Source organism: Rhizobium grahamii (genome assembly GCF_009498215.1).
Taxonomy (GTDB): Bacteria; Pseudomonadota; Alphaproteobacteria; order Rhizobiales; family Rhizobiaceae; genus Rhizobium; species Rhizobium grahamii_A.
Window position 1 is genome coordinate 2,957,501 of sequence record NZ_CP043498.1, and the last position, 25,923, is coordinate 2,983,423.

At 61.2% G+C, this 25,923-nt stretch carries 19 protein-coding genes and 2 pseudogenes (1 of these 21 running past the window's edge); 9 read left to right on the top strand and 12 right to left on the bottom strand.

What is annotated here, in order from left to right:
- Nucleotides 1-338, top strand: partial view of a M23 family metallopeptidase gene (locus FZ934_RS14245; RefSeq protein WP_153271604.1) — the final stretch only. It extends 1,606 nt beyond the left edge of the window; 338 of the gene's 1,944 nt are visible here — the last part of the coding sequence; the start codon falls outside the window, past its left edge; it ends in the stop codon at nucleotides 336-338.
- 55 nt (nucleotides 339-393) lie between these two features.
- On the opposite strand, the gene clpB is transcribed toward FZ934_RS14245, so the two are convergent.
- The 6 genes from clpB to rocF all read right to left on the bottom strand — a co-directional run bounded on the left by clpB (nucleotide 394) and on the right by rocF (nucleotide 7,612).
- Entirely contained in the window at nucleotides 394-2,997 is a 2,604-nt protein-coding gene (gene clpB, locus FZ934_RS14250) for an ATP-dependent chaperone ClpB (protein WP_153271605.1), read from the bottom strand.
- Between the two features lie 233 nt (nucleotides 2,998-3,230).
- Entirely contained in the window at nucleotides 3,231-3,731 is a 501-nt protein-coding gene (locus tag FZ934_RS14255; protein ID WP_153271606.1) for a hypothetical protein, read from the bottom strand.
- A 243-nt stretch (nucleotides 3,732-3,974) separates the two neighbouring features.
- Nucleotides 3,975-4,451: a chemotaxis protein CheW gene (locus tag FZ934_RS14260; protein ID WP_056810007.1), complete on the bottom strand. Its 477-nt coding sequence runs from the start codon at nucleotides 4,449-4,451 to the stop codon at nucleotides 3,975-3,977.
- Between the two features lie 189 nt (nucleotides 4,452-4,640).
- A complete protein-coding gene (locus FZ934_RS14265; protein ID WP_153271607.1) occupies nucleotides 4,641-5,396 on the bottom strand; it encodes a glycerophosphodiester phosphodiesterase in 756 nt (251 codons plus the stop codon).
- Nucleotides 5,397-5,462: 66 nt separating this feature from the next.
- Nucleotides 5,463-6,662, bottom strand: coding sequence for an ornithine--oxo-acid transaminase (rocD, locus tag FZ934_RS14270; protein ID WP_113361888.1), 1,200 nt, complete (start codon nucleotides 6,660-6,662; stop codon nucleotides 5,463-5,465).
- 14 nt (nucleotides 6,663-6,676) lie between these two features.
- Nucleotides 6,677-7,612: an arginase gene (gene rocF / locus FZ934_RS14275; RefSeq protein WP_153271608.1), complete on the bottom strand. Its 936-nt coding sequence runs from the start codon at nucleotides 7,610-7,612 to the stop codon at nucleotides 6,677-6,679.
- A 122-nt stretch (nucleotides 7,613-7,734) separates the two neighbouring features.
- Here rocF and FZ934_RS14280 point away from each other — a divergent pair, with 122 nt between their 5' ends.
- Nucleotides 7,735-8,163 carry an Lrp/AsnC family transcriptional regulator gene (locus tag FZ934_RS14280; protein ID WP_113361890.1) on the top strand — a complete coding sequence of 143 codons (429 nt, stop codon included), beginning with the start codon at nucleotides 7,735-7,737 and terminating at the stop codon, nucleotides 8,161-8,163.
- A gap of 28 nt (nucleotides 8,164-8,191) precedes the next feature.
- Here FZ934_RS14280 and FZ934_RS14285 read toward each other — a convergent pair.
- The 3 genes and pseudogenes from FZ934_RS14285 to FZ934_RS14295 form a co-directional block, all read right to left on the bottom strand.
- Nucleotides 8,192-14,298 (bottom strand): annotated as a pseudogene (locus FZ934_RS14285) (translocation/assembly module TamB domain-containing protein).
- A 57-nt stretch (nucleotides 14,299-14,355) separates the two neighbouring features.
- Nucleotides 14,356-16,284 (bottom strand): autotransporter assembly complex protein TamA, encoded by a 1,929-nt coding sequence (locus FZ934_RS14290; protein WP_153271609.1) that lies wholly within the window; start codon nucleotides 16,282-16,284, stop codon nucleotides 14,356-14,358.
- Nucleotides 16,285-16,455: 171 nt separating this feature from the next.
- On the bottom strand, nucleotides 16,456-16,719 hold the full coding sequence (locus FZ934_RS14295; RefSeq protein WP_113361892.1) for a YMGG-like glycine zipper-containing protein: 264 nt from the start codon (nucleotides 16,717-16,719) through the stop codon (nucleotides 16,456-16,458).
- Between the two features lie 263 nt (nucleotides 16,720-16,982).
- On the opposite strand from FZ934_RS14295, the gene FZ934_RS14300 reads away from it, so the two are divergent.
- From FZ934_RS14300 to hemA, 4 genes and pseudogenes are all read left to right on the top strand, one after another.
- Nucleotides 16,983-17,474: a (2Fe-2S)-binding protein gene (locus FZ934_RS14300; protein WP_153271610.1), complete on the top strand. Its 492-nt coding sequence runs from the start codon at nucleotides 16,983-16,985 to the stop codon at nucleotides 17,472-17,474.
- Between the two features lie 81 nt (nucleotides 17,475-17,555).
- A complete protein-coding gene (locus FZ934_RS14305) occupies nucleotides 17,556-19,901 on the top strand; it encodes a xanthine dehydrogenase family protein molybdopterin-binding subunit (RefSeq protein ID WP_153271611.1) in 2,346 nt (781 codons plus the stop codon).
- A gap of 12 nt (nucleotides 19,902-19,913) precedes the next feature.
- Nucleotides 19,914-20,711 (top strand): FAD binding domain-containing protein, encoded by a 798-nt coding sequence (locus tag FZ934_RS14310; RefSeq protein WP_153271612.1) that lies wholly within the window; start codon nucleotides 19,914-19,916, stop codon nucleotides 20,709-20,711.
- Between the two features lie 186 nt (nucleotides 20,712-20,897).
- Nucleotides 20,898-22,111, top strand: a pseudogene (gene hemA / locus FZ934_RS14315) (5-aminolevulinate synthase).
- A 22-nt stretch (nucleotides 22,112-22,133) separates the two neighbouring features.
- Here the strand turns inward: hemA and dxr are convergent.
- Nucleotides 22,134-23,309, bottom strand: coding sequence for a 1-deoxy-D-xylulose-5-phosphate reductoisomerase (gene dxr / locus FZ934_RS14320; protein ID WP_153271613.1), 1,176 nt, complete (start codon nucleotides 23,307-23,309; stop codon nucleotides 22,134-22,136).
- Between the two features lie 127 nt (nucleotides 23,310-23,436).
- On the opposite strand from dxr, the gene FZ934_RS14325 reads away from it, so the two are divergent.
- Nucleotides 23,437-23,703 (top strand): BON domain-containing protein, encoded by a 267-nt coding sequence (locus tag FZ934_RS14325; protein WP_153271614.1) that lies wholly within the window; start codon nucleotides 23,437-23,439, stop codon nucleotides 23,701-23,703.
- A 30-nt stretch (nucleotides 23,704-23,733) separates the two neighbouring features.
- On the opposite strand, the gene FZ934_RS27835 is transcribed toward FZ934_RS14325, so the two are convergent.
- Complete coding sequence (locus FZ934_RS27835; RefSeq protein WP_194273721.1) at nucleotides 23,734-23,886, bottom strand: hypothetical protein; 153 nt, start codon at nucleotides 23,884-23,886, stop codon at nucleotides 23,734-23,736.
- Between the two features lie 162 nt (nucleotides 23,887-24,048).
- Nucleotides 24,049-24,567, bottom strand: coding sequence for a DUF992 domain-containing protein (locus tag FZ934_RS14330; RefSeq protein WP_153271615.1), 519 nt, complete (start codon nucleotides 24,565-24,567; stop codon nucleotides 24,049-24,051).
- A gap of 334 nt (nucleotides 24,568-24,901) precedes the next feature.
- Between FZ934_RS14330 and msrB the strand changes: the two genes are divergently transcribed.
- Nucleotides 24,902-25,348, top strand: coding sequence for a peptide-methionine (R)-S-oxide reductase MsrB (gene msrB / locus FZ934_RS14335; RefSeq protein WP_153271616.1), 447 nt, complete (start codon nucleotides 24,902-24,904; stop codon nucleotides 25,346-25,348).
- Nucleotides 25,348-25,866, top strand: coding sequence for a peptide-methionine (S)-S-oxide reductase MsrA (gene msrA, locus FZ934_RS14340; protein WP_153271617.1), 519 nt, complete (start codon nucleotides 25,348-25,350; stop codon nucleotides 25,864-25,866). Before msrB ends, msrA begins: the two co-directional genes overlap by 1 nt.
- The last annotated feature ends 57 nt before the right edge of the window (nucleotides 25,867-25,923 follow it).

Consider the following 25,923-nt stretch of genomic DNA (forward strand, 5'->3'; position numbering starts at 1 on the left):
GGGACTCCGGCGGCTATGGCAACCAGACGATCGTGCGCCATGCGAATGGCTACGAATCCTCCTACAATCACCAAAGCGCGATCGCCAAGGGCGTCGTTCCCGGTGCCAAGGTGCGCCAGGGCCAGGTCATCGGCTGGGTCGGCACGACGGGCGAATCCACCGGACCGCATTTGCACTACGAGATGATCGTCAACGGCACCAAGGTCGACCCGCTGCGCGTCCGCCTGCCGGGCGGCAAGTCCCTGACCGGCACCGCGCTTTCCAAGTTCGAGGACGAGCGCCAGCGCATCGACGCGCTTCTCGGCAACCAGCCGCCGCCGCAGGTGGCAAGCAAATAATGATCGAACAAAAATGGCGGCCGAAGCCGCCATTTTCATTTTGATGTCGAGCGTTTTAGGCCGCCTGGTCGACTGTTGAATTCCGCGTGCGGAACAACAGCCGGTCCGTGCCGCTGGTGATCTTCACCGTGGAGCCGTCAGGCACTTGGCCGGAGAGGATCTGTTCGGCGAGCGGATCCTGAACGTACTTCTGGATCACCCGCTTCAGCGGACGCGCGCCATAGACGGGATCGTAACCCTTGTTGGCTAGCCAGTTTCTGGCATCGTCGTCGAGTTCGAGCGTGATCTTGCGTTCGGCGAGCAGCTGCACCAGACGCTTCAGCTGGATATCGACGATCGCACCCATTTCCTCGCGCTTCAGGCGGTGGAACAGGATGATCTCGTCGATACGGTTCAGGAACTCCGGCCGGAAATGACCGCGCACAACGTCCATCACCTGTTCGCGAACGACTTCGCTGTCATCCCCGTCCTTCAGCTGGGTCAGGTACTCCGCACCGAGGTTCGACGTCATGATGATCATCGTGTTGCGGAAGTCGACCGTGCGGCCCTGACCATCGGTCAGGCGGCCATCGTCGAGCACCTGAAGGAGCACGTTGAAGACATCGGGATGCGCCTTTTCGATCTCGTCGAAAAGCACGACCTGATAGGGCCGGCGACGCACCGCTTCCGTCAGAGAACCGCCTTCCTCATAGCCGACATAGCCGGGAGGAGCGCCGATGAGCCGGGCCACGGAGTGCTTCTCCATGTACTCGGACATATCCATGCGAACCATCGCCGTTTCGTCGTCGAAGAGGAAGCGGGCAAGCGCCTTGGTAAGCTCGGTCTTGCCGACGCCTGTTGGCCCGAGGAAGATGAACGAGCCGATCGGCCGGTTCGGATCCTGTAGACCGGCACGCGCACGGCGCACGGCACGCGAGACGGCCTGAACCGCATCACCCTGGCCGATCACCGACTTCGCCAGCTCGTCTTCCATGCGAAGCAGCTTGTCGCGCTCGCCTTCCAGCATCTTGTCGACGGGGATGCCGGTCCAGCGGGAAACGACATGCGCGATGTTGTCGGGGGTCACGACCTCCTGCACCATGGCGCTGCGATCGCTGTCCTGCTGTTCGGCTTCGCCAAGCTTCTTTTCCAGTTCCGGAATGACGCCGTAGGTGAGTTCGCCGGCGCGCTGGAACTCGCCCTTGCGCTGGGCGATCGCCAGATCGTTGCGGGCTTCGTCCAACTGCTTCTTCAGGTCCGCTGCTAGGCCGAGCTTCTGCTTTTCCGCCTGCCAACGAGCCGTCAGGGCGTCGGCCTCTTCTTCGAGGCCGGTCAACTCTGTTTCAAGCCGCACCAGCCGATCGGCGGACGCCGTATCGGTTTCTTTCTTCAGCGCTTCGCGCTCGATTTTCAGCTGCATGATCCGGCGATCGAGTTCGTCCAGCTCCTCGGGCTTGGAATCCACCTGCATGCGCAACCGCGCAGCGGCTTCATCCATCAGGTCGATGGCCTTGTCCGGCAGGAAACGGTCGGTGATGTAGCGGTTGGAAAGCGTCGCAGCCGCAACCAGGGCCGAATCCGAGATGCGGACCTTGTGGTGCTGTTCGTACTTTTCCTTGAGGCCACGCAGGATCGAGATCGTGTCCTCGACCGTCGGCTCCTCGACCATGACTGGCTGGAAGCGGCGGGCAAGGGCCGGATCTTTTTCGACATGCTTGCGGTATTCGTCGAGCGTGGTCGCGCCGACGCAGTGCAGCTCGCCGCGGGCAAGCGCGGGCTTCAAAAGGTTGGAAGCGTCCATCGCTCCATCCGCCTTGCCGGCGCCGACAAGCGTGTGCATTTCGTCGATGAAGAGGATGATCTCGCCGTTTTCGGCCTGCACCTCGTTGAGAACTGCCTTCAAACGCTCCTCGAACTCGCCGCGATATTTGGCACCTGCGATCAGCGCGCCCATGTCGAGCGCCATCAGCTTCTTGTCCTTGAGAGACTCTGGCACGTCGCCATTGACGATGCGCAGCGCAAGGCCTTCGACGATGGCGGTCTTGCCGACGCCCGGCTCGCCGATCAGCACCGGATTGTTCTTGGTACGGCGCGACAGAACCTGGATCGTGCGGCGGATCTCGTCGTCACGACCGATGACGGGATCAAGCTTGCCTTCGCGGGCTTCGCTGGTCAGATCGCGAGCGTACTTCTTCAGCGAATCGAAGCCCTGTTCGGCGTTCGAGCTGTCTGCGGTACGGCCCTTGCGGATCTCGTTGATGACCTGATTGAGCGCAAGCGCGGTCACGCCGGCGTTCTTCAACGTCGTGGACGTCGAGGCAGAAGTCTCGATCGCCAGAGCCTGCAACAGGCGTTCGACGGTGACGAAACTGTCGCCGGCCTTCTTCGAAGCCTCTTCGGCGGTCGAAAGAACCTTGGCAAGCGGCTGCGCAAGATAAATCTGCCCGTTGCCGCCGGAGACTTTCGGCAGCTTGGCGAGTGCGGCATCGTTGGTAAGACGCGCTGCCTTGGGATCACCGCCGGCGCGCTCGATCAGCGACGCTGCCATGCCCTGATCATCGTCCAAAAGGACTTTCAGGACATGCTCGGGGGTGAACTGCTGGTGCCCCTGCGCAAGCGCATAGGTCTGGGCGGATTGAATGAAACCGCGCACCCGCTCGGAGTATTTTTCGATATTCATGCTGTACCTCCATAGATCGCCCTGCCCTTATAAGGCACAGGCCGATGACTGAGATTGAGCTCCCTCAAACGGCAAGCCCATTGTTCCGCCACGCTTGGGATTTGTGGTCGAAGAACTTGGGCTGGATATGGTGGAGGATTTGAAAAGTTTAAAGAGGTGTTGAATCGAAAAACCGCCAGCGTGAGAGCGCCGGGATCATCGGTAGCGCCGGCCCCCGGGACCTGGAATCGAACTCACACGGGATCCATGCTGACGATCCGGCCGGAACCCGACACGGTGCACTTGGAGGTGTACTGGCCTGTTGCCATCGTCAGCACCCAGTTCGGCCCCGCTCTCTCGGCTCCGCCGGCAACACTCGTCCCACGGCGGGCACTCTGAAACTCGTCCGCGCGCTTCATGCAGGCATTCACGGCGGCCTGCGGAGCACTTCCTTGAATAGCCGGCTTGCCGCCGCTTGCGGCGTTGCGGCTACTGCTTTTCTGGCCGCAGGCGTTTGGCTTCAACGTATCGATCGTTGAGTAGCGGCCGTTGGAGACACGGACGCGAACGCAGGTGCCGGTGGCGCCGTTCCACCAGATGTTGTTCTTGACGTTGTCGTAGCCCCTCGCCTGGATTTCCGACTCCGCACCAGCCGCCCGCGCGCCGACCAGATCCGCGATGTCGGTGGGAGATTTGGCAAGGACGGGCGTGGATAGAGTCACCAAGGCGAGAATGGTCACGAGGCTGCGGTTCATATGCGTCTCCCGGTTGTTGCTCGATATCCATTCTTGGCCGATTGCGCGACCGAGGTCCACTGAGAACCGCTTGCCTGATCTCCCAGTTCGTTGGCTTTCACAACCATCAAAAAATGCAGGCTGCGTGGGCCAGTAGATTCGGTGTAGGTGAACCACTTATCCGTCTGCACTGCCGAAACGAAATCGCCCCGCCGGCGAAAACACGCGGGCAGGGCGAATGCTTGTCAGGAAAGCGGAACAGCCTCAGGCTGCGAGGTCGTCCGTCTCGTTTTCCTTGAACATCTTGGCGAGGTTCAGGAAGCAGATCATGCCGTTCTCCGAGGCAATGATGCCCTCGCAGAAGGCGCGATCGAAGGATGCGGTGACCTCGGGAACCGGCTGAACCTGGCTCGACGAAATCGTGAGGATGTCGGACACGCGATCCACCAACATGCCGATGACCATGCTGTGGACCTCGGCGACGACGATGGCGCTGCGCTCGTTGGCAACGGTGCTTTTCATGCCGAGCTTGAAGGCGAGGTCGATGATCGGGATAACCGAGCCGCGCAGGTTCATGACGCCGATAACGTCGGCCGGCGAATGCGGGATCGGCGTAGAAGGTGCCCAGCCGCGGATTTCGCGAATGGTCGTCGTCTTCACGCAGAATTCTTGATCGTGCAGGCGGAAGGCAATGATCTCAAGCGTGTCGCCACTGAAGCTCGGAGAATTGATCGTCGTCATTAGAATTGTCCCAACTGTCGAAAGCCAGGGCAGAAGCAACCACGCCACCATTGGCGCCGATGCACTTTGCCTTCAAGCCGCCAGTTCTCTCGAAATAGAGAGTACCGTCACGGTTGGTTCGGACATTAAAGAAAGAGTGTTTCCCAAATCTAAATCCGCCAGCAGGATTTTTTGCCCGGCGTGAGGTGGCTATTGGCTGGGCAACAGACGTGTTTGAAGCAGGCGCGGATCATCCAACAGGATTGCGTCGGGCTCCACCGCGGCGATCCTCGAAAGCCCGGCGTGATCCACGTCACCCACCGGGAAGGGCGGATACTCCGGAAGAGCAACGGATCGAGGCTGGCCGACCATGACGGCAAGCTGCAGATTGGCACGGCGAACCGCGGCAACATTCGCATCCACTGCCCAGGCCTGCCAAAGCCGATACCAGGTCGCACCCGCGTCGGCAGCCTGTTCCACAAGAGCCGGAGCATCAAGAAACGCCAGAATAGCGAGGTCGTCAGTCCGCGATCGGGCCATGCGGATCAGCGGAAGGCTTCTCAGGCCCAGCAACACGCGCTGCTCCGCCTCCGACCGCTCGATCTCCTCTATGACCCGGAACAAGGCGGCTTCATCGCCAAGCTTGAAGTCCAACAGAACGCCAAGCCGGCCGGAAGCGGCAAGGGCTTCGGAGAGCGTCACGACCTCGGGTAAAAGTTGGCGCAGGACCGTGAGATCGAGATCGGCTACGGAACGCGGATCGCCGCAAAGGCGGTTCAGATCCGCATCGTGGACACAGACGAGAACGCCGTCGCGCGTCTGGCGTATATCCGTTTCGATCGCATCCGCACCCTCGGCCTCGGCGGCCCGCAGAGCCGCCAGGGTATTTTCCGGCGCAAGCGCGGCGCCGCCGCGATGGGCGATAACAAGTGGCCTGCCGATGGTCTGTCGCCAGAGGTCGGGCATTTGGGCTCCGTAAGTGAACAGAATTCTGTCCGCACAGTTGCCCGCACCGCGAAGAGACCGCAAGCCTCAGACAATCGTCTTCTGGATCTCGTCCACCGCCCATTCCACCTGCTCCTTGGTGATGACAAGCGGCGGCGCCAGGCGAATGGTGTTCTCGTGCGTGTCCTTCGCGAGCAGGCCACGCTCCTTGAGCGCGTAGCAGAACTGGCGGGCGCCACCGGCTTCCGGCACGAGCTCGACCGCCATCATCAGACCACGGCCGCGCACATCCTTGACGATGTTGGAGCGGATCGAGCGCAGCCCTTCCAGAAAGTAGTCGCCCATGACGGCAGCGTTCTCGATCATGCCCTCTTCAGTCAGCACCTTCAGGGCGCTGCGGGCGACCGCGCATGCAAGCGGGTTCCCGCCGAACGTCGAACCATGCTGACCGGGTTTCAGCACACCGAGAACTTCAGAGTTCGAGAGAACGGCCGATACGGGATAGAAGCCGCCCGAAAGCGCCTTGCCGATCAGCGTCACATCGGCCTCGATGCCCTCATGCTCTTCCGCCAGCAGCTTGCCCGTTCGCCCAAGCCCGGTCTGGATCTCATCGAGGATCAGCGTGATCTTGTGGTTGGTGCAGAGCTCGCGCACGCGCTTGAAATAGCCGGCCGGTGGAATGATAACGCCGGCCTCACCCTGGATCGGTTCGATCAGCACAGCCACCGTGTTCTCGTTGATGGCGGCCGCCAGCGCGTCCGCGTCGCCAAAGGCAACGGTGCGGAAACCCGGCGTGTAAGGCCCGAAGCCGGTGCGCGCATCGGGGTCCGTCGAGAAGCTGATGATCGTCAGCGTGCGGCCATGAAAATTATCCGAGCAGACGATGATCTCGGCCTTGTTCTCGGGAACGCCCTTGACCTCGTATCCCCACTTTCGCACGGCCTTGATTGCCGTTTCCACGGCTTCCGCCCCGGAATTCATCGGCAGGATCTTGTGCGAACCGGTGAGCGCGGCCAGCTCTTCATAGAGATGTGCGAGCTGATCGTTGCGGAATGCGCGCGACGTCAGCGTCAGCTTTCCTGCCTGCTCGACCATGGCGGCAAGGATCTTCGGATGGCAATGGCCCTGATTGACCGCGGAGTAAGCCGATAGGCAATCGAGATAACGCTTGCCGTCGGTGTCCCACACATAGACGCCCTCGCCGCGCGTCAGCACGACATCAAGAGGCTTGTAGTTATGAGCGCCAAGGCGCTGTTCGGTGTTGATCAGGCTTTCAGAATTGCTCATCCGCATCCCCTCCATCATGCCGCGCGTGTCGGGCGGTCGAAGATCCGCCGACCGAAAAGACTTGCCGTCAGCTCGACGAGAACACGGGCGCTCTTGCCCCGGTCATCCAGAAACGGATTGAGCTCGACGAGGTCGAGCGACGACACGAGGCCACTGTCGCAAAGCATCTCCATGATGAGATGCGCTTCGCGGAACGTCGCCCCGCCCGGAACGGTGGTCCCGACACCCGGCGCGATATCCGGATCGAGGAAGTCGACGTCGAGACTGACATGCAGCAGCCCGTTTGCAGCTTCGACCTTGCTCAGAATGTCGCGGATGATCGAGGCGACACCCTGCTCGTCGATCGACCGCATGTCGAAGACATTGACGCCATGCTGCTTGATGAGTTCACGCTCCGGTGCATCGACCGAACGAATTCCGACCTGGAAGACGTTGCGCGGATCGACGAAGGCGCGGTCGCGCGGCAGTATCTCGGCAAATTCGGCCTGCCCGCAGAAGAACGCCACCGGCATCCCGTGAATATTTCCCGAAGGGGAGGTTGCGGGCGTGTTGAAATCCGAATGCGCATCGAGCCAGAGAACGAACAGCGGCCGGCCCTGCTGGGCAGCATGGCGCGCCATGCCGGAAACGCTGCCCATCGACAGGCTGTGATCGCCGCCAAGGATAAGCGGAAAACGTCCCGCCGCGGCAACCTCGTAAACGCTTGCCTCAAGCGCTCGTGTGAAAGCACCGACGGTGCGCAGGTTGTGTGCCTTCGGGTGGTTGGGAAGATCGCGCGCCGGAACGACCTGTACGTCACCGGCGTCCGCCACTTCGTATCCGAGATCGATCAACGTCTGATCGACGCCCGCGATGCGCAGCGCTGCCGGCCCCATGGCCGCACCGCGACGGCCCGAACCCTCTTCCAGCGGAGCGCCGATAAGCGTCACCGATTTTGTCTGTGCCTGCATGCTTGTCCCCTTCACAATAGAGTTGAATATCAGACATCGCCCCGGCGACAAAAAGATGAAAAAGTGTCAATAATAGACATCAATTTCGCATATTGCTCGCTCCGGCATGACAAAGTGACACCGTGGACGATCTCGACCAAACACTGCTCAGTGCCCTCAGGCACAACGCCCGCATCCCTGTCTCGTCGCTTGCCGCCCTCACCGGCGCTTCGCGGGCAACGATCGCCGCCCGTATCGAGCGCCTTGTCGCAAACGGTACGATCACCGCCTTCACGATCCGCACGGGCCACGAGACGCGCGAAGCCGGCGTTCGTGCCATCGTGATGATCGAAGTGCTCGGCAAACTCGCCGACAAGGTGGCAGATCAGTTGCGCGGGCTGCCGCAAGTACGAGCCTTGCATAGTACGAATGGAAAATGGGACTTCATCGCCGAACTGGAAGACCGCGATCTGGTATCGTTTGATGAAACATTGCGACGCATCCGCCTGATCGACGGGATAAACGTAACCGAGACGAATATCCTGCTGAAAACCCGCAAGGCGAGTTTCTAGACGAAGCTCATTGATCGCCGCCCGGCGATCAATATTCCCGCTCGTAGACGATACCAGCTTCGCCCGCGCCATTCGCCCCGGCCGCGCCACGCAGTTTCACACCGCGTCCGACATCCAGGTTGATGATGGCCTTCGCCCCATCCTTGGTGTTCTGCTGCAGTTCGAGGTAGGTGCGGTCGTTCAGGTAGCGGCCGACACCGACATTCGTCTGGCCGTTCGCATCGGTGCTGATATCGAGATCATCGACGCCAAGCTGATTGCGTAGCCCCTGGAACAGCGACGTCGAGCGACCGCCCGCCAACTGGCTGACGGCATCCGCGAGCTGCGCGATCTGTATGGCAGACAGCTTCGACATCGACTGCCCGAAAATGAGTTGTGCCAGCACTTCGTCCTGCGGCAGAGCCGGCGACGAGGAGAAGGTGATGGAAGGGTCGGTTGCGAGACCGGCAACGTCAACCGTCAGCGTCGTGGTGCCCGACGTCGAGCTCGCTTCCATCTGCAGCGCCGGTGTCAGGTCGCCAGCAAACGTGATGCGGCTCTTGTCGGTGAAATCGAGCCGGCGGTTGAGGATCGTCAGGCGGCCGCGACGCATGGTGAAGCCACCGGAAACCAGGGGTGCTGCCGCCGTCCCCTGATCGAGACGCTTCCCCCGAGTTCCGCATCGATGCCGCGACCGCGCACGAAGATTTTCGACGGCGCGTCCAGCTGAATCTCGAGGTTGATGGTGTTGGATTTCTCGCTTGCACCTCCGGCACCTTCGTCGCGCAGCTGCGCCAGCACCGCCTTCGGGGCATGCACATGCTTGATCTCCACCTCCCGCAGCGAAGTCGGCAGCTTCTCCGGCACGGTGATCGAGGCCTTCTCGAGGGAGAGCTTGCCGCCGAGCGTCGGCCCCGCCAGCAAGGCACCGCGCAGCGTGATCGTCCCGTCAACCGTCGCAACGACGAGCGTACCATCGACATAGACGGCCTTGTCGAGCTTGATGTCGATGTTCGCCGGGAAGTTCGCCGCTGGCTGGATGCCGACATTGCCTGACACGCTGATGCTGCCGCCGCTTGCGAGCTGGCCGGTCAGACGCGAAATGACCGCCTGCTGCCCGTTGAAGCGGATGTCGGCAGATAGGTTGTTGAGCGCCAGGTTGCGGCGCACGTCGACAATCTTGGCACCATTAGTCGTGATCGTGCCGTTGATGAGCGGCGCCGCCGCCGTACCGGCAACTCTCAGGTCGAAATTCGCGGTACCGTCTGCGACCAATCCCTGCGCCGCAAGCTGCGCGCCGAGCACGGCGAACGGCAGATTGCCGGAAAAGCGCATATCGAGCGAGCGGTTGCCGGTGATGGTGACGCTGCCGCCGCCCTTGAGCGAGAGGCCGGCATCACCGGCTACCGTGGTATCGATCGTCAGCTTGTCGCCGACGAGCTTGCCACCGGCGTCGATGGAGAGTGGAGCAAGCCCTGCGCCCTTCGTCTGGCTGGTGGCGGCATTCTTCCATCCAAGCTTGAAGTCGACGGCCGGAAGCGGAAGCTTGCCGGTTGCCGAAACCGTACCGGATATATTGCCTTCCGCTGCCAGCCCCGGCACGAATGCATTGGCTATACCTGCCGGCATACTGGCTATGTCGGCCTTGACGTCGAGCGATTGCGCGTTGGTCCCCGCAACAACAAAGTTGCCACGCGCCTTGAGCGAGATGCCGCCGAAAATATCGGTCGTAAAATCCAGCTTGTTGTTCGAAAGCTTGCCGCTAGCGTTCGCGGAAAGCGACCCGACGCCGGCAGCCCGAGTCTGGCTGGTGGCAGCGTTCTTCATATCGAAATTAAAGTCGATCGTCGGATTTTCAGGCGTGCCCGAGGTTTTCGCAGTTCCCGAGATGATACCTTCTGCACCAAGCCCCGGAACAAAACCGTTCGCGATACTCGCCGGCAAATCCCTGATGTCGGCATTGACAGAAAGCCCCCCGACCGCGCCGTTGCGCAATTCGGCAGTTCCCTTGGCATTCAGCAAGGTCCGCTGCGCGCTGGTCAGATTGGCATCGAAATCGATCCTGTTGTCGGCAAACTTGCCGGTCGCGTTGAGGCTGAGGGCCGAAAGGCCCGCGCTCTTTGTCTGCCGGGTCGCGGCATTCTTCCAGTCAAGCTTGAAATCGACGGCCGGCAGCGGCAACGCTCCTGATACCGTCGCATTGCCCGTGATGGTCCCCTCGGCCTGCAGGTCCGGAACGAAGCTGCTGACCAGCGCCGCGGGAAGACTGTTGAGCGTGGCATTTGCCTCGATGCTCTTCGGCGCCATGCCTTCAAGCCTCACCTTGCCGGAAGCAGCCAGGGCAGCTCCCGCATCACCATCGACATTGGCTTCAAAATCCAGCGCGTCGTCAGCAAGCTTACCCTTCACGGCAAGTTTCATCGCCGGCAGGCGCGCCGCCTTGGTCTGGCTCGTCGCAACATCGCTCCAGGCAAGGTCGAACGTCGCGTTCGGCTGCTGCAAGGTGCCCGTTGCCGATGCGGTGCCTGAGATCGTACCGCTCGCGCCAAGCCCGGGAATGAAAGCGTTGCCAAGGCTTGCGGGTAGTCGTGCGACGTTGGCCTGCACAGCGATATCGCGCAGTTCGTTGTCGACAAGCGAGAAACCACCTGTCGCCTTCACGTCAGCTCCGCCATTCGCTGAGAGAGCGGTATCGAAGTCGAGCTTGCCAGCGTCGAAGCGGCCGTTGGCGGTAAGAGAGAGGCCGGAAACACCCGCAGCCTTTGTCTGGCGCGTTGCCGCGTTCGTCCAATTCAGGTGGACGTTTGCCTTCGGCATCGGCAGCTTGCCCGACGCATCGAATGTGCCACCAATCACGCCTTCCGCTGCGAGATCGGGAACGAAGTCATTGGCAAGCGCTGCGGGAATGTTGCTGAGCTGACCGTTGACCGCAAGTGTCTGCGCGTCCACCCCGGCAACGACATAGTTGCCCTGCGCTTTCAGCTGCAGATTTCCGCTACCGCTGGCATTGGCCTGAAAGTTGAGAACGCTGCCTTCCAGCTTACCGCTGACCGCCAGCCCGAGCGCGGAGAGCTTCGCCGTCCTTGTCTGGCGCGTCGCCGCATTCTTCCAATTCAGTTTGAAATCCAGCGCAGGCGCCGGAAGCTTCCCCGATGCCGTCACGGTACCTGTAATAGCACCCTCAGCTTCAAGCTTCGGAACGAAAGCATTCGCCAGTCCGGCCGGAATGTTGACGATGTTGGCATCCACAGCGAGCGATTGCGCGTTCTGGCCCGCCGTAACGAAATTGCCGTCCGCCTTCAGCGACACATTGCCCTTGCCGCTGAGGTCCGTATGAAAATCGAGCTTGTTATCGGCAAACGTCCCGTTGGCGCCGATTGCAAGGGGAGACAAGCCGGCACCCCGCGTATGGCTGGTGGCCGCATTCTTCCAGTCCAGCTGAAAGTTTGCGACGGGTGCCGCAGCCGTACCGGTCACGGCTACCTTCCCGGAAATCGTGCCGTCGGCATCGAGATTGGGCACGAAGCTGTTGGCGAGGCTCGCTGGCAGATCCTTGATGTCGGCCTTGAGATCCAACGTTTCACCCGCGGACCCTTCGACGCGCACAGTGCCGGCGCCGGCCTTCAGCGCCAGTCCATTGAGCGCCACGGTTCCGCCCGAGATCGACAATTGCGACGGCGCGTCCAGAGTGACCGGGATATCGTGTGGCTGGGCGGAAAAGCGGTCCAGTTGCACGAGCGTCGTACCGGCATTACTTTCAACGCCACCGGCAGCCTGAAGCGGATGGCCATCATAGCCGGCGTCGAGCTCGAAATTCGTCCGGTTCTGCTGCTGCGTGAAGCGCAGATCCAGCGCGTCGACCTTGTTGCTGCCGGACGCGACTTCGTCTGCCCTGACACTTCCCGAGGCCGCAAACGCCTTCAGGTCACTGACGACCACATTGATGTCAGGTCTCACGATCGCGAAGTTGTCGCGTTTGACGCCGCTTCCGGCAGCATCGATTTTCAGGACAATCTTTCCCGCATCGTCAGCGACGTCGAACGTCCCCTTGATGTCTCCTTCTGCCTTTTGCCCGCCAAGAGCGGCCAGCAGCCCAAGATCGGGAAAATCAAAGGACAGATTGCCTGTCGGAGCGAAGCTTTCGGAAAGCTCCATATGGCCGGTCAGGCGGTTCTTTCCGACGTTCGCGACGATGGATGGCAGCGTGATGCGCCCGTCTACCGATTGCACATCAGTACTGATGTTGATCGCCTGTCCGTCAATCTTGCCCGTCGCCGTTACTTCCGCCTGCGGCGCCTTGGCGTCCGCGGTCCCAGAGAGCGTAACGTCGAGGTCGGTCAGTTGGCGGCCGGCCATGTCGAGGGACTCGGCCTTTATGCCGGCCGACACCGCAAGTGCCGCAAAGTCACCCTTGGCTTTCACCGAATAATTCAGTTCGCCGTGCGCGCTGTCGAGCAGCTTGCTGACGTCAGGAAGCTTGCCGGACAGCGTCGCATCGAGCGTGTTGTCGTCGATCACGACAGCGCCCGCCGCTTCCACCGTATTCGACTTGATGGTGAGGTTCGACAGGTTGATTTTCGAGGGTACCGTGCCGGTGACCTGGGTCTCGACGACAACAGGCGCGTTGAAACGCGCCGCCACCGCGGGCGGCATGGCGGGCGGTTCGACCGTCAGCTTGGCATTGCCGGTCAGCGTGCTGTCAGCCAGCTTGTAGGAACCGTTCAGCGCCGCATTGGCGGAAGCACTCTCGATCGTCGTTCCGTTGAAGCCGACGGCCTGCGGCGAAAACTGCAGCGGCAATACGATCGTCACCGGCCCCTGCACGGCGCGGTTGACGTCTGGATTGGCAAACGTCATTTCGCCGGCCACCAGTCGGACCTGTACGGCGCCTGATCCACCCGCGAGATTGAAACTGTCGCTCTTGGCCGTCAGCTTCACATTGCCGATCGTCGCCTGCGGCAACACAGCCGAATCCAGCGAAGCGCTGGCGTTCAGCCTCGAGGCCTTCGCATCCCCTGTCAGCGCCAGATTGACGCCCGAAATCAGGAAGCGTGCCTCGCCATCGGCAAGCGGCCAACGGAAATCGACGGGGCCCGAGGTTCCGAGGAGATTGGCGTTGAGGCTGTTGCGACCCTTGGGATCCAGCGTGCCCGAGGCGGCAATGACGACCGCGCCGGTCGCCAGATTGCCGGTCTGGATATCGATCTTGCCCTTATTGTCGAAGTTTGCGGCGACATCGATGTTCGTCTGCCCCGCAAAAAGCGGCCTGAACGCGGCGGGAAGCAGCGAACTGAAATCGCCGCCGCCCTTCAGTTCCACATGGTGAAGGCCGTCGGTCGTCAGCGTGTGATGGGTTTCCAGCGCCGCGCGCTGCTGGCCGTCGAGCGAGGCCTGCAGTTTGCCCTTCCAGTCGGACACAGGGCCGTCGCCGTCGAGGCTGATCTCCACCGCCGGATTGCCGGGCAGTGCCAGAAGGCCCGCAAGCAACCCGCCCTTGGGCTCGTTGAGCTTGGCCTTTACCCGCAACTGGCTGTGCTCCGGCATAAACGCCACATTTGCTGTTAGTCTGGCGTCGGGCACGTCATGCCTGCTGACGGCAATCTCGGCTTCGCCACCGGAATTGTCGGCGCGCATGCTGCCATCTGCCGCGAGCGTAAACGCGCGGCCGATCAATGGCGTCGCAAGGCTGATGCGCGGCAGCGAAATCGCGTCGACATCGACCTTGACCGGCAGCGAGAAGCCGCCGTCGCCTTCTTCTTCCGGCGTGCTAGGGCGGGATGGCAACGTGCGCACAGGCTTACGCAACACCCGGATAGCGGACGCCTCGACACGCGCGGCGTGGAAGCGACCGGTCAGCAAAGCGAGCGGGTTCCAGTTGATCGAAAGCCCCTCGATATCGGCAAATGTCCCACGCGTATCCGACAGAACGATGCGGCTCGCGCGCAATCCGCCAGTCAACAGTCCCTGTGGTTCGAGAACGCGGATGGTCATGTCGCGGTTGGAGATGATCGATGCGACCTTGTCCGTGACGATGCGGGCGCCGAAAGAGGTGAAGCCGAAGATGCCGAGAGCAAGGGCGAGCAGAACGACTGCGGCGGCGGCGGAATAGCCGAGCAGCCGAGCGATAGCCTTGGCGATTTTCGTCACGATATGCATGGACGCGGATACCATTCCGTTTCTTCAACCGCGCAGCCCCGCCACGCGCCACACCTGTTAGAACGACTGGCCGATGCCAGCGTAGATACCGTAGTTCGTACCGCCCTCGTACTTGTTGAGCGGGACTGCGAAATCAAGGCGCAGAGGACCGAACGGCGTGGCGTAGCGAATGCCTATGCCCGCACCTGCGCGAAAGTCGGAAAAGTCGGGCGCAACGTCTGCGGAGACGGTTCCGACATCGATAAAGGGGACAATCCCGATCGTATCTGTGATCTTGACGCGCGTCTCGAAGGACGCGGTCATATAGGACGCTCCGCCCGTTTCCTCGTTTGCGGCGTTGTAGGGCGAGATCTCCTGGTACCCATAGCCGCGCACGGATCCACCGCCACCCGCAAAGAAGCGACGTGTCGCTGGGATATTCTCGAGATTGTCGGCACCGACGAGGAAGCCTGCGGCAACCTTGCCGGCAAGCACGATCCGGTCCTCGGCGCCGAGGCCGTAATAGCCGGACACCGATCCTTCGAAGGCGGAGAAGAAGGTGCCGCTGTAGGACTCGTAGCTCGGCGTGACCTTCGCCATCGCGCGGTAGCCCTCTGTGGGGTCGAACTTGTTGTCGCGCGCGTCCCGGTCGAACTGGAACGGCAGGGCGAAGGTCAGGTAGGTGTTGTCTCCGAAGGCATCGTCGTCCTTTTCCCAACTGACCTCGCCGGCGCCGGTGATCGTATCCCTGTCGTTGAGTTCGTATGCCATCCCGAGCGAGGCGGTAACGAGCTTGGCGTTGTAGGCATCGGGGTTCTCGGTCTTGGCAAGAATGCTCGCCGTCAGCGTCGCCTCGGGAACGAAGATACCAGGCTTAGTGAAGGTGATCCCGGCCGAATAATCGAGGTCGCTGACACCGCTTGCCTCGCCAAGCCGTCCGACGGCGCCTTCGATGCGCAGGCCTTCGGCTCCGCCGAACAGGTTGCGGTGGCCCCAGTAACCGTTCACACCGAAGCCGTCGATCGTCGAGTATTGCGCGCCGACACCGAAGTATCGCTGCTTGCCCTCGGACACCTCGATCGTCATCGGAAGACTGCCGTCGCCTGCAAGACCTTCGGCTTCATGGATCGTCACGCTCGAAAAGACGCCGAGCGCACGCAAACGCTCACCGGCCTTTTTCAGCGCCTCGGGTGAATAACGGTCGCCCTTGTCGAGCCTGGAATAACTCTGGATGAAATCCGGGCGAACGCTTTTCGCGCCGGTCACACCAACCGTGCCGATCGGCGCGACAGGTCCGCTTTCAACCGAGAGCACGACATCGACGGTATCGGTCCTGTGATCCGCGATCACTTCGCGCTTCGTCAGTTTGGCAAGCGGTCGCCCTTCTTCCTTCATCTCCTCGACCAGCTTGTCGCCAGCCTTGATGACAACAAGGGAACCTGCCGGAGCGCCGGGCGCCAGATCGTAGTCCGCAGGATTTCGGTTCGCAGCGTCGCCGCCGAACTGCACTTCGCCGACGCGGAAGATCGGTCCAGCCGCAATGTTGACGGTGACCGGCACCGGCCTCGAGCGGTCGAAGGTCGGGTTTGGCGGAAGGCTGTCTATGTTCTTGCCGTCCACGGTGATGGTAACGACGCCACCGTAGCGGGCTTTTTCGTAGAGGGCAGCGATCAGACGATCACGATCGTCACGCGCCTTCACGACGACGCCGAGATCACCCGAAACGGGTTGCTCCTTGTCGCTGACGAGACGTGAGCTATTCTCGAGTGCTTCCTTGAGGTCCGGATCGACCGCGTCGGTCGTCAACGTGACGTCATAGCGAACGGGATCCGGCACCTGATCGGTGGCCGTCTCGTCTTTCCCGAAAAAATTGATACCGAAGAGCTTGAAGGCATAGGCGTTACCACCCAGCGCGGGCGAAAATGCAGCTGCCGCTGCGATCACCAGCACGATGCCTGTTCGCCGATACGCAATACTCGTTTTCGGTGCCTTCCCTCTGATCTGCATCCGCCGCTTTTTGGTTACATTGGAATTAAGCCTGCGTCCCCAGCCGGCAGAGACCTTAGCGGCAAATTTCCTTTTCGTGTACCGTTTTAACGCGGAGAATGAACGAATAGCGCGAAAAAACAAAAAATCCCGGGCCGAAACCCGGGATTTGAAGCCTTCAGGACCGGGCCTTTAGTAGCCGCCACGGCAATCGTCGATGTAGCGACGACCATATTGGTCACGGTAGTAGCACTGGCCCGGCTGTTCGGACACGCGGCCGATGACGGCGCCCGAAACACCGCCGACGGCAGCACCGATCGCAGCACCCCGGACGTTGCCGGTCACGGCACCGCCGATGATTGCGCCGGATGCCGCGCCGATGCCCGCACCGCGTTCGGTCGGTGTGCAGCTTGCAATAGAAAGGCCAATAAGGACCAAAGCAAAAATCTTCTTCATCAATCAATCACTCCTAGAGGTCGCCGGAAATGGCGGTGGCCGTCCCTGATTCTTATATTTTCGTAACGCTAGCCCGCAAACTGTGGCGCAAAAAGGAACAATCGGAGAGCGGCGGCCATTTTCCTAGACGGCAGCATCCCGTCGGCAGCACGCCTTACCCGCACACGCCGAATTTAACGCACCTCCCTAAAGTAGCGGTTGATTCTAAAGCAGGAACATCAAATGATGCCGTTTGTGCCTGGAGGAGGCACGAGGAGGACATCATGGCGAAAGTGAAACTGACGGTGAATGGCCGGGCGGTGAGCGGAGACTGTGAAGAACGCACGCTACTCGTCCATTTCATTCGGGAAAAACTGGGACTGACGGGCACCCATGTCGGCTGCGACACGAGCCAGTGCGGCGCATGCGTGGTGGATATGGATGGACAGTCGGTCAAGAGCTGCACAATCCTCGCCGTCCAGGCATCAGGCGCGGCAGTCACGACAATCGAAGGACTGGCCGGCAACGGCGAACTCCACCCGGTTCAGGCGGCTTTCAAGGAACACCATGGACTTCAATGCGGCTTCTGCACGCCCGGCATGGTGATGACCGCGGTTGACATGATCAATCGCCACGGTGGCGAACTCGACGAAAAAACGGTTCGTCACGAACTCGAAGGCAATATCTGTCGATGCACCGGCTATCACAACATCGTCAAGGCGGTGCTGTCGGCCAACGAACAGATGCACGGCAGCGCGAAGCAGGCAGCCGAATAGCTCTCAGGAATTGTCTGGCTGCCGCCGAACACAATTCTCTTTGGCGGAATGCCAGGCCCGAAACCCCATTGGGAGGACATCATGGGTGTTGAAGGAATTGGTGCACGCGTCGCGCGCAAGGAAGACAAGCGGTTCCTGACCGGCAAGGGACGCTATACCGACGACATGGTCGTGCCGGGAATGAAATATGCCTATTTCATCCGTAGCCCGCATGCGCATGCGAAGATCACGAGTATCGATGCGGCATCGGCAAGGACCATGCCCGGTGTGATCGATGTACTGGATGGCCAGCAGCTGCTCGCTGACGGCATCGGCAACCTGATCTGCGGCTGGATGATCCACTCAAAGGACGGATCGCCGATGAACATGGGCGCCTGGCGTCCGCTGGCGACCGAGACCGTGCGATACGTCGGTGACGCCGTTGCGATCGTGGTAGCGGATTCGCTCGCCGAGGCGCGCGATGCAGCCGAGGCCGTGGTTGTCGACTACGAGGAGCTGCCGGCGGTGGTGGAAGCCATCGACGCGCTGAAATCGGGCGCGCCGCAAATCCATTCGAACGCCCCTGGCAACCTGATCTTCGATTGGCAGCTCGGCGATCCCGATGCGACCGACAAGGCGATCTCCGAAGCTGCACATGTGACCGAGATCGAGCTCCACAACAACCGCCTGTCCCCCAACCCCATGGAGCCTCGCGCCGCGCTCGGCATCTACGATTCGGCGGAGGACCACTACACCTGCTACACGACGAGCCAGAATCCGCATGTCGCACGACTGGTGATGAGCGCGTTCTATAATGTCGCCCCGGAGAACAAGCTGCGCGTCATCGCGCCTGATGTCGGCGGTGGCTTCGGATCGAAGATCTACATCTATCCGGAAGAGATCGTCTGTCTCTGGGCATCCAAGAAGACAGGCGTGCCGGTCAAGTGGAACTCGGACCGCACCGAAGCCTTCCTGACGGATGCGCACGGGCGCGACCATGTCTCGACGGTCAAGATGGCCTTCGACAAGGACCATCGCATCATCGGACTGAAGGTCGACACGATCGCCAATCTTGGCGCCTACATGTCGCTCTTCTCATCGGCCGTACCGACCTATCTCTACGCCACGCTACTATCAGGCCAGTACGATATTCCCGCGATCCACGCGAATGTCCGGACGGTCTATACAAACACAGCACCTGTCGATGCCTATCGTGGCGCCGGGCGGCCGGAAGCGACCTATCTGCTCGAACGCACGATGGAGACGGCCGCACGCGAACTCGGCATCTCGCCGGCTGAACTGCGGCGGAAGAATTTCATCCGCTCCTTCCCGCATCAAACGCCTGTGATCATGAACTACGATGCCGGCGACTACGAAGCCTCCCTCGAGGCGGCGATGCAGGCTTCCGACTGGAACGGCTTTGCGGCCCGCAAGGCGGAAGCGGCCAACCGCGGCATGAAGCGCGGCATCGGCATGAGCTGCTACATCGAGGCCTGCGGCATTGCCCCTTCGCAAGCCGTCGGCTCGCTCGGCGCCGGCGTTGGCCTCTGGGAATCGGCGGAGGTGCGGGTCAACGCGGTCGGCACCATCGAGGTCCTGACGGGATCGCACAGCCACGGCCAGGGCCATGAAACGACCTTCGCACAGCTCGTCTCCGGTCGCCTCGGCGTGCCGATCGACAGCGTCTCGATCGTCCACGGCGATACCGACAAGGTCCAGATGGGCATGGGCACCTACGGCTCCCGATCGGGCGCCGTCGGCATGTCGGCGGTCGTGAAAGCGCTGGACAAGGTGGAAGCGAAAGCGAAAAAAATCGCCGCCCATCTGATGGAAGCGGACGAAAGCGACATCGTGATCGAAAACGGCGAACTCAAGGTCGCCGGCACGGACAAGGCCCTGCCCTGGTTCCAGGTGGCACTGGCCTCCTACACCGCCCACAACCTGCCTGCCGGCATGGAGCCGGGGCTGAAGGAGACGGCGTTCTACGATCCGTCCAACTTCACCTTCCCCGCCGGTTGCTACATCTGCGAGGTCGAGGTCGATCCGGAAACCGGCAAGACCGAGATCATCCAGTTCGTCGCGGCCGACGACTTCGGCAACATCATCAACCCGATGATCGTCGAGGGACAGGTTCATGGCGGCATCGCGCAGGGCATCGGCCAGGCGCTTCTCGAAAGCGTGCACTATGACGAGAACGGCCAGCTTCTGACCGCGAGCTTCATGGATTACGCCATGCCGCGCGCCGACGATCTGCCCTCGTTCAACGTCTCGCACCAGACGACGCCCTCGCCCAGCAACCCGCTCGGCATCAAGGGTTGCGGCGAGGCCGGCGCGATCGGTTCACCACCGGCACTCATCAACGCCATCACCGACGCGATCGGAAACAACATGCTGACAATGCCGGCCACACCGCAGAAGGTCTGGATGGCAGCCCGCGCGGTCAACTGAGGAGGAACAAGGATGTACCAGACCAACTATCACCGCGCCTCCGCCGTCGATGAGGCCGTCAAGATGATCTCCGGCACCTCCGAAGGCAAATATGTCTCCGGCGGAATGACGCTCATTGCCACGATGAAGCAGCGGCTCGCCGCACCGAGCGATCTTGTCGATCTCCGGCATATCCCGGCGATGAAGGGTATCAAGATCGATGGTCGCAAGGTCACCATCGGGGCGGCAACGCCGCATGCCGAAGTGGCTGCTTCGGCAGCCTTACGGGCAATCTGCCCCGCACTCTGCGATCTCGCCGGCATGATCGGCGATCCGCACGTCCGCCATATGGGAACCATCGGCGGATCGGTCGCAAACAACGATCCCGCCGCGGACTACCCTTCCGCCATGCTGGCGCTAAATGCACGCATCGCCACCAACAAGCGGGAGATCGACGCCGGCGACTTCTTTACCGGTCTATTCGAAACGGCCTTGGAAGAGGGCGAACTGATTACCTCGATCAGCTTCGAAGCGCCTGACAAGGCGGGCTACGCCAAGTTTCCAAATCCGGCATCACGCTATGCGATGACGGGCGTGTTCGTCGCCAAGGGCTCCGGCGGTGTGCGGGTCGCGGTAACAGGCGCGGGAAGCAACGGCGTCTTTCGCGAGAGCGCAATCGAATCGGCGTTGAACGGCAACTGGTCATCGGGCGCGCTCTCAAACATCACTGTGGACGCCTCAAAGCTGATGTCGGATCTTCACGCCAGCGCCGAATATCGTGCAAACCTGGTCAAGGTCATGGCGAAGAGGGCAGTCACCAGCGCCGCGTGACATCAATTGGTGATCGCGAGCTCAGGGTTCGCGATCACCATCAAACACAGGCGAAAACAGGCAATTTCAAATTAAAATAATTCAAGACTATGGGCCTTTTGCCGCACATGATGCTAAAGCAGGAGGCAAGGGTTGACGTGCGCGCGCTGGTTCGCAAAAAACGCTCGCACGATACTGGAGCATATGATGGATTTCGAAGCATTCTTCAAAGACGAGCTGGATGGCCTGCACAATGAAGGCCGCTATCGCGTTTTTGCCGATCTTGAGCGTCACCGCGGCGGCTTTCCACGCGCCACCCGCCATACCCGGATGGCCCGAAGGACGTGACGGTCTGGTGTTCCAACGACTATCTCGGCATGGGACAGAACGCCAAGGTCATCGAGGCGATGAAGAATGCCATCGACCACTGTGGCGCGGGTGCGGGAGGCACCCGGAATATCTCTGGCACCAACCACTCACACGTTCTTCTCGAACGCGAGCTTGCCGATCTGCACGGCAAGGAATCCGCGCTGATCTTCACCTCGGGGTACATTTCCAACTGGGCGGCCCTCGGCACGCTCGGCGCCAAGATCCCTGGCCTCATCATCTTCTCCGATGCGCTGAACCACGCCTCGATGATCGAAGGCATTCGCTATGCCAAGTGCGAGAAGGTGATCTGGAAGCACAACGACGTGCAGGATCTCGAAGCAAAGCTCGCAGCCGCCGATCCGAAGGCACCGAAGCTGATCGCCTTCGAGTCGGTCTATTCGATGGATGGAGACATCGCACCGATCAAGGAAATCTGCGACATCGCCGAAAAGTATGGCGCGATGACCTATCTGGATGAAGTGCATGCCGTCGGCATGTACGGCCCGCGCGGCGGCGGCATCGCCGAGCGCGAAGGCCTGATGGATCGCCTGACTGTTATCGAAGGCACGCTCGGCAAGGCTTTCGGTGTAATGGGCGGCTACATCGCCGCGTCGACGGCGCTCTGCGATTTCATCCGCTCCTTCGCATCCGGCTTCATCTTCACGACCGCACTTCCGCCGGCTCTTGCCGCAGGCGCGGTTGCCTCGATCCAGCATCTGAAGGTCAGCCCCTTCGAGCGCGCGCGCCATCAGGACCGCGTCCGCACGTTGAGAGCTCTTCTCGACAAGCGCGGCATCCCGCATATGCCGAACCCCAGCCATATCGTGCCTGTCATGGTTGGCGACGCCGCAAAGTGCAAATGGATCTCGGACCTGCTGCTCGACAACTGTGGTGTCTACGTGCAGCCGATCAACTATCCGACGGTGCCGAAGAAGACCGAGCGCCTGCGTATCACGCCGACACCGCTTCACACGGATGCCGACATCGAGCATCTCGTCGAAGCGCTGCACTCGCTGTGGTCGCGCTGCGCGCTGGCCCGTCACGTCGCCTGACGTTCGACAGAAAGATCGTTGCTTAGTTTATGAGCCCGGCAGCCCGCTGCCGGGCTTCTTTGTCGACTGCAAAGACGTCATCCATGGAAGACGCAGCCGGCAGGCCGGCAAGCTGGTCCATGACCGTTTCGGTAACGTCGGCCATCGACAGGAATGACAGCCGGCCCTCGATGAAGGCCTCGAGCGCCACTTCCTTCGCCGCGTTCAGGACGGCACCCTGGACCCCGTCGCGGACCATCGCCAGGCGGGCAAGCCGCAATGCCGGGAATCGTTTCTCGTCGGGCGCCTCGAAGTCGAGACGCGACAGTTTGGCAAAATCGAGCCGCTCGATCGGCAGGTTGGGACGCAGCGGATGGGCGAGCGCGTAACCGATCGCCGTGCGCATATCAGGCGCTCCGAGCTGGGCCAGAACCGAACCGTCAGTGTAGCCGACCATCGAATGAATGACCGACTGCGGATGAACGATGACTTCGATCTGCTCCGGCGAAAGACCGAACAGATGCTTCGCCTCGATCATCTCGAGCGCCTTGTTGAACATCGACGCGCTGTCGATCGAGATCTTCAAACCCATCGACCAGTTAGGATGGGCGCGCGCGGTCTCCACGGTCACGTTCGCCATCTCCTCGATCGACGAATTGCGGAAAGGGCCGCCCGAAGCCGTCAGAATGATGCGCTCGACAGCGTGACGCTGGTTCTCTTCCAGAACCTGGAAGATCGCATTGTGCTCGCTATCGACGGGAAGCAGCTTGCCGCCACCGCGACGAACGGAGTCCACGAACAGCCCGCCGGCGGAAACGAGGCACTCCTTGTTGGCGAGCGCGATATCCGCACCCTTGCGCGCGGCAGCGAGGGTCGGCGCGAGACCCGCCGTCCCGACGATCGCCGCCATCACCCATTCGGCCTCGAGATCCGCGGCTTCCATGAGTCCGGTCTGACCCGCGGCGACGGCAATGCCGCTGCCGGCCAACGCACTCTTCAGCGCTTCATACTGGCTGTCGCTCGCCGTTACCACCAGCGCCGGTCGCAGTGCCCGGGCCTGGTCGGCCAGCAGCGCGATATTTTCGTTACCGGTAAGCGCGGAGATCTCGAAATTTTCCGGTCCGCCAAGATGATCCACAACGTCGATCGTGTTCTTGCCGATCGATCCCGTCGAGCCAAATATGCTGAGCCGCCTCGGCGCTTGTCTGCCCGTGATCATGCCATTTGCCAGTCGTTTCCGTTTGCGTGAGGCTCTACAGGGGATTGAAAAGTGCAGCAAGTGCGGATGGCATGCAACCAACGTTTAATCGGCGCGTTCCTGCAATTGGCCAAAGGAGGACAGCGCCATGGTTTTCAAGCCGGGAACCTTTTTCGGAGAGCAGCCGGAAATCGAGGTTGAGTTCAAGAATCACGCCAAACTCGAGGAAGATATCGCCAACGCGCTCGCCGTTGCCGGCGGCATAGATGCGGCTGATGTGAACGTGACCGTCGACGGCGCGGGCGTTGTGCTGAGTGGATCGGTCGCGACACAGGAAGAAATCGCACGAGCTACAGCTGTCGCTGAAGCGATTTCGGGAACCCACCCCGTGCGCAACGATATCGCGATCGGCTGAAAACAGCTAAGCGCACAGCCTACTGATCACCTAGCCGGCAAAGCGCTCGACGAGAAAGGTCGAGCCGGCGACGCGGTCAGTTTTGGGCGTCGTTATCGGACCGGAGGAATTGTAGGCCGTTGCCAACAGCAAGCCGCTTGCAATGATATAGGCGACGGCCAGAAGAGCCAATTTCGTACGCATGGCGAACACTCCTATTTTCCGAGAAAACGCGAGAACGGAGTGAAAGTTCCTGGCGCTCAACATCGCTTCGGTGATGGACTGGACGAGGTAGAAACGGCGACTTCAAATGCAGAAAAGCCGCGAAACCGCGGCTTTCCTTTATCGAAGCTCTCAGCGGAGAGATCAGCCAGCTGGCGTCAGTGTTACCGACGTACCGGTCGCCGCCACGTTGAGGCCGAGCTGGCCAGTCAGGCTGATCATCTGCAGGTGGATCGAGCCGGAAGTGCCGCCGACAAGGATGTTGGTCCCGATGCCTGCAGCCAGGGTCGCCTCGGCCGTCGCGCCCTGATAGAGGCCGCCGAGCGAACCGCGATGATACCCCGATGTCGGTGCGAAGACTGCCCAGACGAGGCGGCCGCGCGTGGTGAAGCCGATATCGACACCCAACTTGCGGATCTCACCCGTGTAGCGATCCTGTGCCTCGGAGCTTGAGGTCGGCGTGAAAACGCAATCGATGGTCTTGGAAGATGCGAGAACATAGCCGACGCCGCCGCCGATATCGCAGGTCAGCATGCCGATCTTTACGCCCCCGCTGACATCCGGCTGCTGGTACGTGGTCACCAGATCCGCTGCGATAGCGCCCGTGGCCAGAGTCTGTGCCACAGATGCTGCAGCAAGGATCGTTGCGATTTTCTTTTTCATGGTCGTCTCCTTGTCGTCTGCTGGGAACATAGTGCCTTGTTATAATTTACCAAGCCCAGCGCGTTAATCCGAATCAAAGTGACGAAACAAGTGGTATCCGATTACGCCAAAAGGTGGACCGTTCCGACACGGCATGGCGCCTTTGACGATCCGGCGATCGGCATTCCACAACAAGCGATACCGCAAACCTCCCCTGACAATCAGCCGTCGTTGCTCCTATATAAGCGTCAACGATCTGCCGCCGATCGAACGCTTGCGCATGATCCCCGCCAGGAATGTCTGGACAGTGCTCTCTGGCTCGTCGCGGCGGCAGGTCAGAAACAGGAGAAACCCTATGCAGTCTTACAGCAAGAGTGCCGAAGCAATCTCGAAGCTGTCGCCCGAGCAGTATCGCGTTACGCAGCAGGCGGGCACGGAACGGCCCGGCACCGGCGAATATCTTCATAACAAGGAGCCCGGCATCTACGTCGATATCGTCTCCGGCGAACCGCTGTTCGCCTCGGCGGACAAGTACGAATCCGGATGTGGTTGGCCAAGCTTCACGAAGCCCATCGAAGGGCCCAATGTGAAGGAACTGCACGACGCATCACACGGGATGGTCCGCACCGAGGTGCGCTCGCTTCACGGCGACAGCCATCTGGGCCATGTATTCCCCGACGGCCCGCTCGATCGCGGCGGGCTGCGCTATTGCATCAATTCGGCATCCCTGCGCTTCGTCCATCGTGACCAGATGGAAGCTGAGGGGTATGGAGCCTATCTGGATCAAGTGGAGGACGTTTAATGACGACGGAACGCGCAGTACTCGCAGGCGGTTGCTTCTGGGGCATGCAGGATCTCATTCGCCGCTTCGACGGTGTCATTTCGACCCGCGTCGGCTATTCCGGCGGCGAGGTTCCGAATGCGACCTACCGCAACCACGGAAACCATGCCGAAGCGATCGAAATCATCTTCGATCCGGCCAAGACCAGCTTCCGCGATCTTCTGGAATTCTTCTTCCAGATCCACGATCCGTCCACGATCGATCGGCAGGGTAACGACCGGGGCGCCAGCTATCGCTCCGCGATCTTCTACACCAGCCCGGAGCAGAAGAAGGTGGCCGAGGACACCATCGCCGATGTCGACGCCTCAGGTCTGTGGCCGGGCAAGGTTGTCACCGAAGTCACTCCGGTGAGCGATTTCTGGGAGGCCGAGCCTGAGCACCAGGACTATCTCGAGCGCATTCCGAATGGTTACACCTGCCACTTCGCGCGCCCCGGCTGGAAGCTGCCCAAGCGGCAGGTCGATCGCCAGGCGTCCTGAGACGGAAACGGACATCACTGCGACATGCAAATAAGCAAGGCGGGCCGCGGCCCGCCT

Bases quoted from the DNA above. Each gene is read 5' to 3' on its own strand.
- FZ934_RS14310 (WP_153271612.1), top strand. From the start codon at position 19,914: ATGTACCAGACCAACTATCACCGCGCCTCCGCCGTCGATGAGGCCGTC.
- FZ934_RS14330 (WP_153271615.1), bottom strand. From the start codon at position 24,567: ATGAAAAAGAAAATCGCAACGATCCTTGCTGCAGCATCTGTGGCACAG.
- rocD (WP_113361888.1), bottom strand. From the start codon at position 6,662: ATGAGCAATTCTGAAAGCCTGATCAACACCGAACAGCGCCTTGGCGCT.
- clpB (WP_153271605.1), bottom strand. From the start codon at position 2,997: ATGAATATCGAAAAATACTCCGAGCGGGTGCGCGGTTTCATTCAATCC.
- FZ934_RS27835 (WP_194273721.1), bottom strand. From the start codon at position 23,886: ATGCGTACGAAATTGGCTCTTCTGGCCGTCGCCTATATCATTGCAAGC.
- dxr (WP_153271613.1), bottom strand. From the start codon at position 23,309: ATGATCACGGGCAGACAAGCGCCGAGGCGGCTCAGCATATTTGGCTCG.
- FZ934_RS14325 (WP_153271614.1), top strand. From the start codon at position 23,437: ATGGTTTTCAAGCCGGGAACCTTTTTCGGAGAGCAGCCGGAAATCGAG.
- FZ934_RS14290 (WP_153271609.1), bottom strand. From the start codon at position 16,284: ATGCAGATCAGAGGGAAGGCACCGAAAACGAGTATTGCGTATCGGCGA.
- FZ934_RS14305 (WP_153271611.1), top strand. From the start codon at position 17,556: ATGGGTGTTGAAGGAATTGGTGCACGCGTCGCGCGCAAGGAAGACAAG.
- FZ934_RS14260 (WP_056810007.1), bottom strand. From the start codon at position 4,451: ATGACGACGATCAATTCTCCGAGCTTCAGTGGCGACACGCTTGAGATC.
- FZ934_RS14300 (WP_153271610.1), top strand. From the start codon at position 16,983: ATGGCGAAAGTGAAACTGACGGTGAATGGCCGGGCGGTGAGCGGAGAC.
- FZ934_RS14255 (WP_153271606.1), bottom strand. From the start codon at position 3,731: ATGAACCGCAGCCTCGTGACCATTCTCGCCTTGGTGACTCTATCCACG.
- rocF (WP_153271608.1), bottom strand. From the start codon at position 7,612: ATGCAGGCACAGACAAAATCGGTGACGCTTATCGGCGCTCCGCTGGAA.
- msrB (WP_153271616.1), top strand. From the start codon at position 24,902: ATGCAGTCTTACAGCAAGAGTGCCGAAGCAATCTCGAAGCTGTCGCCC.
- FZ934_RS14265 (WP_153271607.1), bottom strand. From the start codon at position 5,396: ATGCCCGACCTCTGGCGACAGACCATCGGCAGGCCACTTGTTATCGCC.
- FZ934_RS14295 (WP_113361892.1), bottom strand. From the start codon at position 16,719: ATGAAGAAGATTTTTGCTTTGGTCCTTATTGGCCTTTCTATTGCAAGC.
- msrA (WP_153271617.1), top strand. From the start codon at position 25,348: ATGACGACGGAACGCGCAGTACTCGCAGGCGGTTGCTTCTGGGGCATG.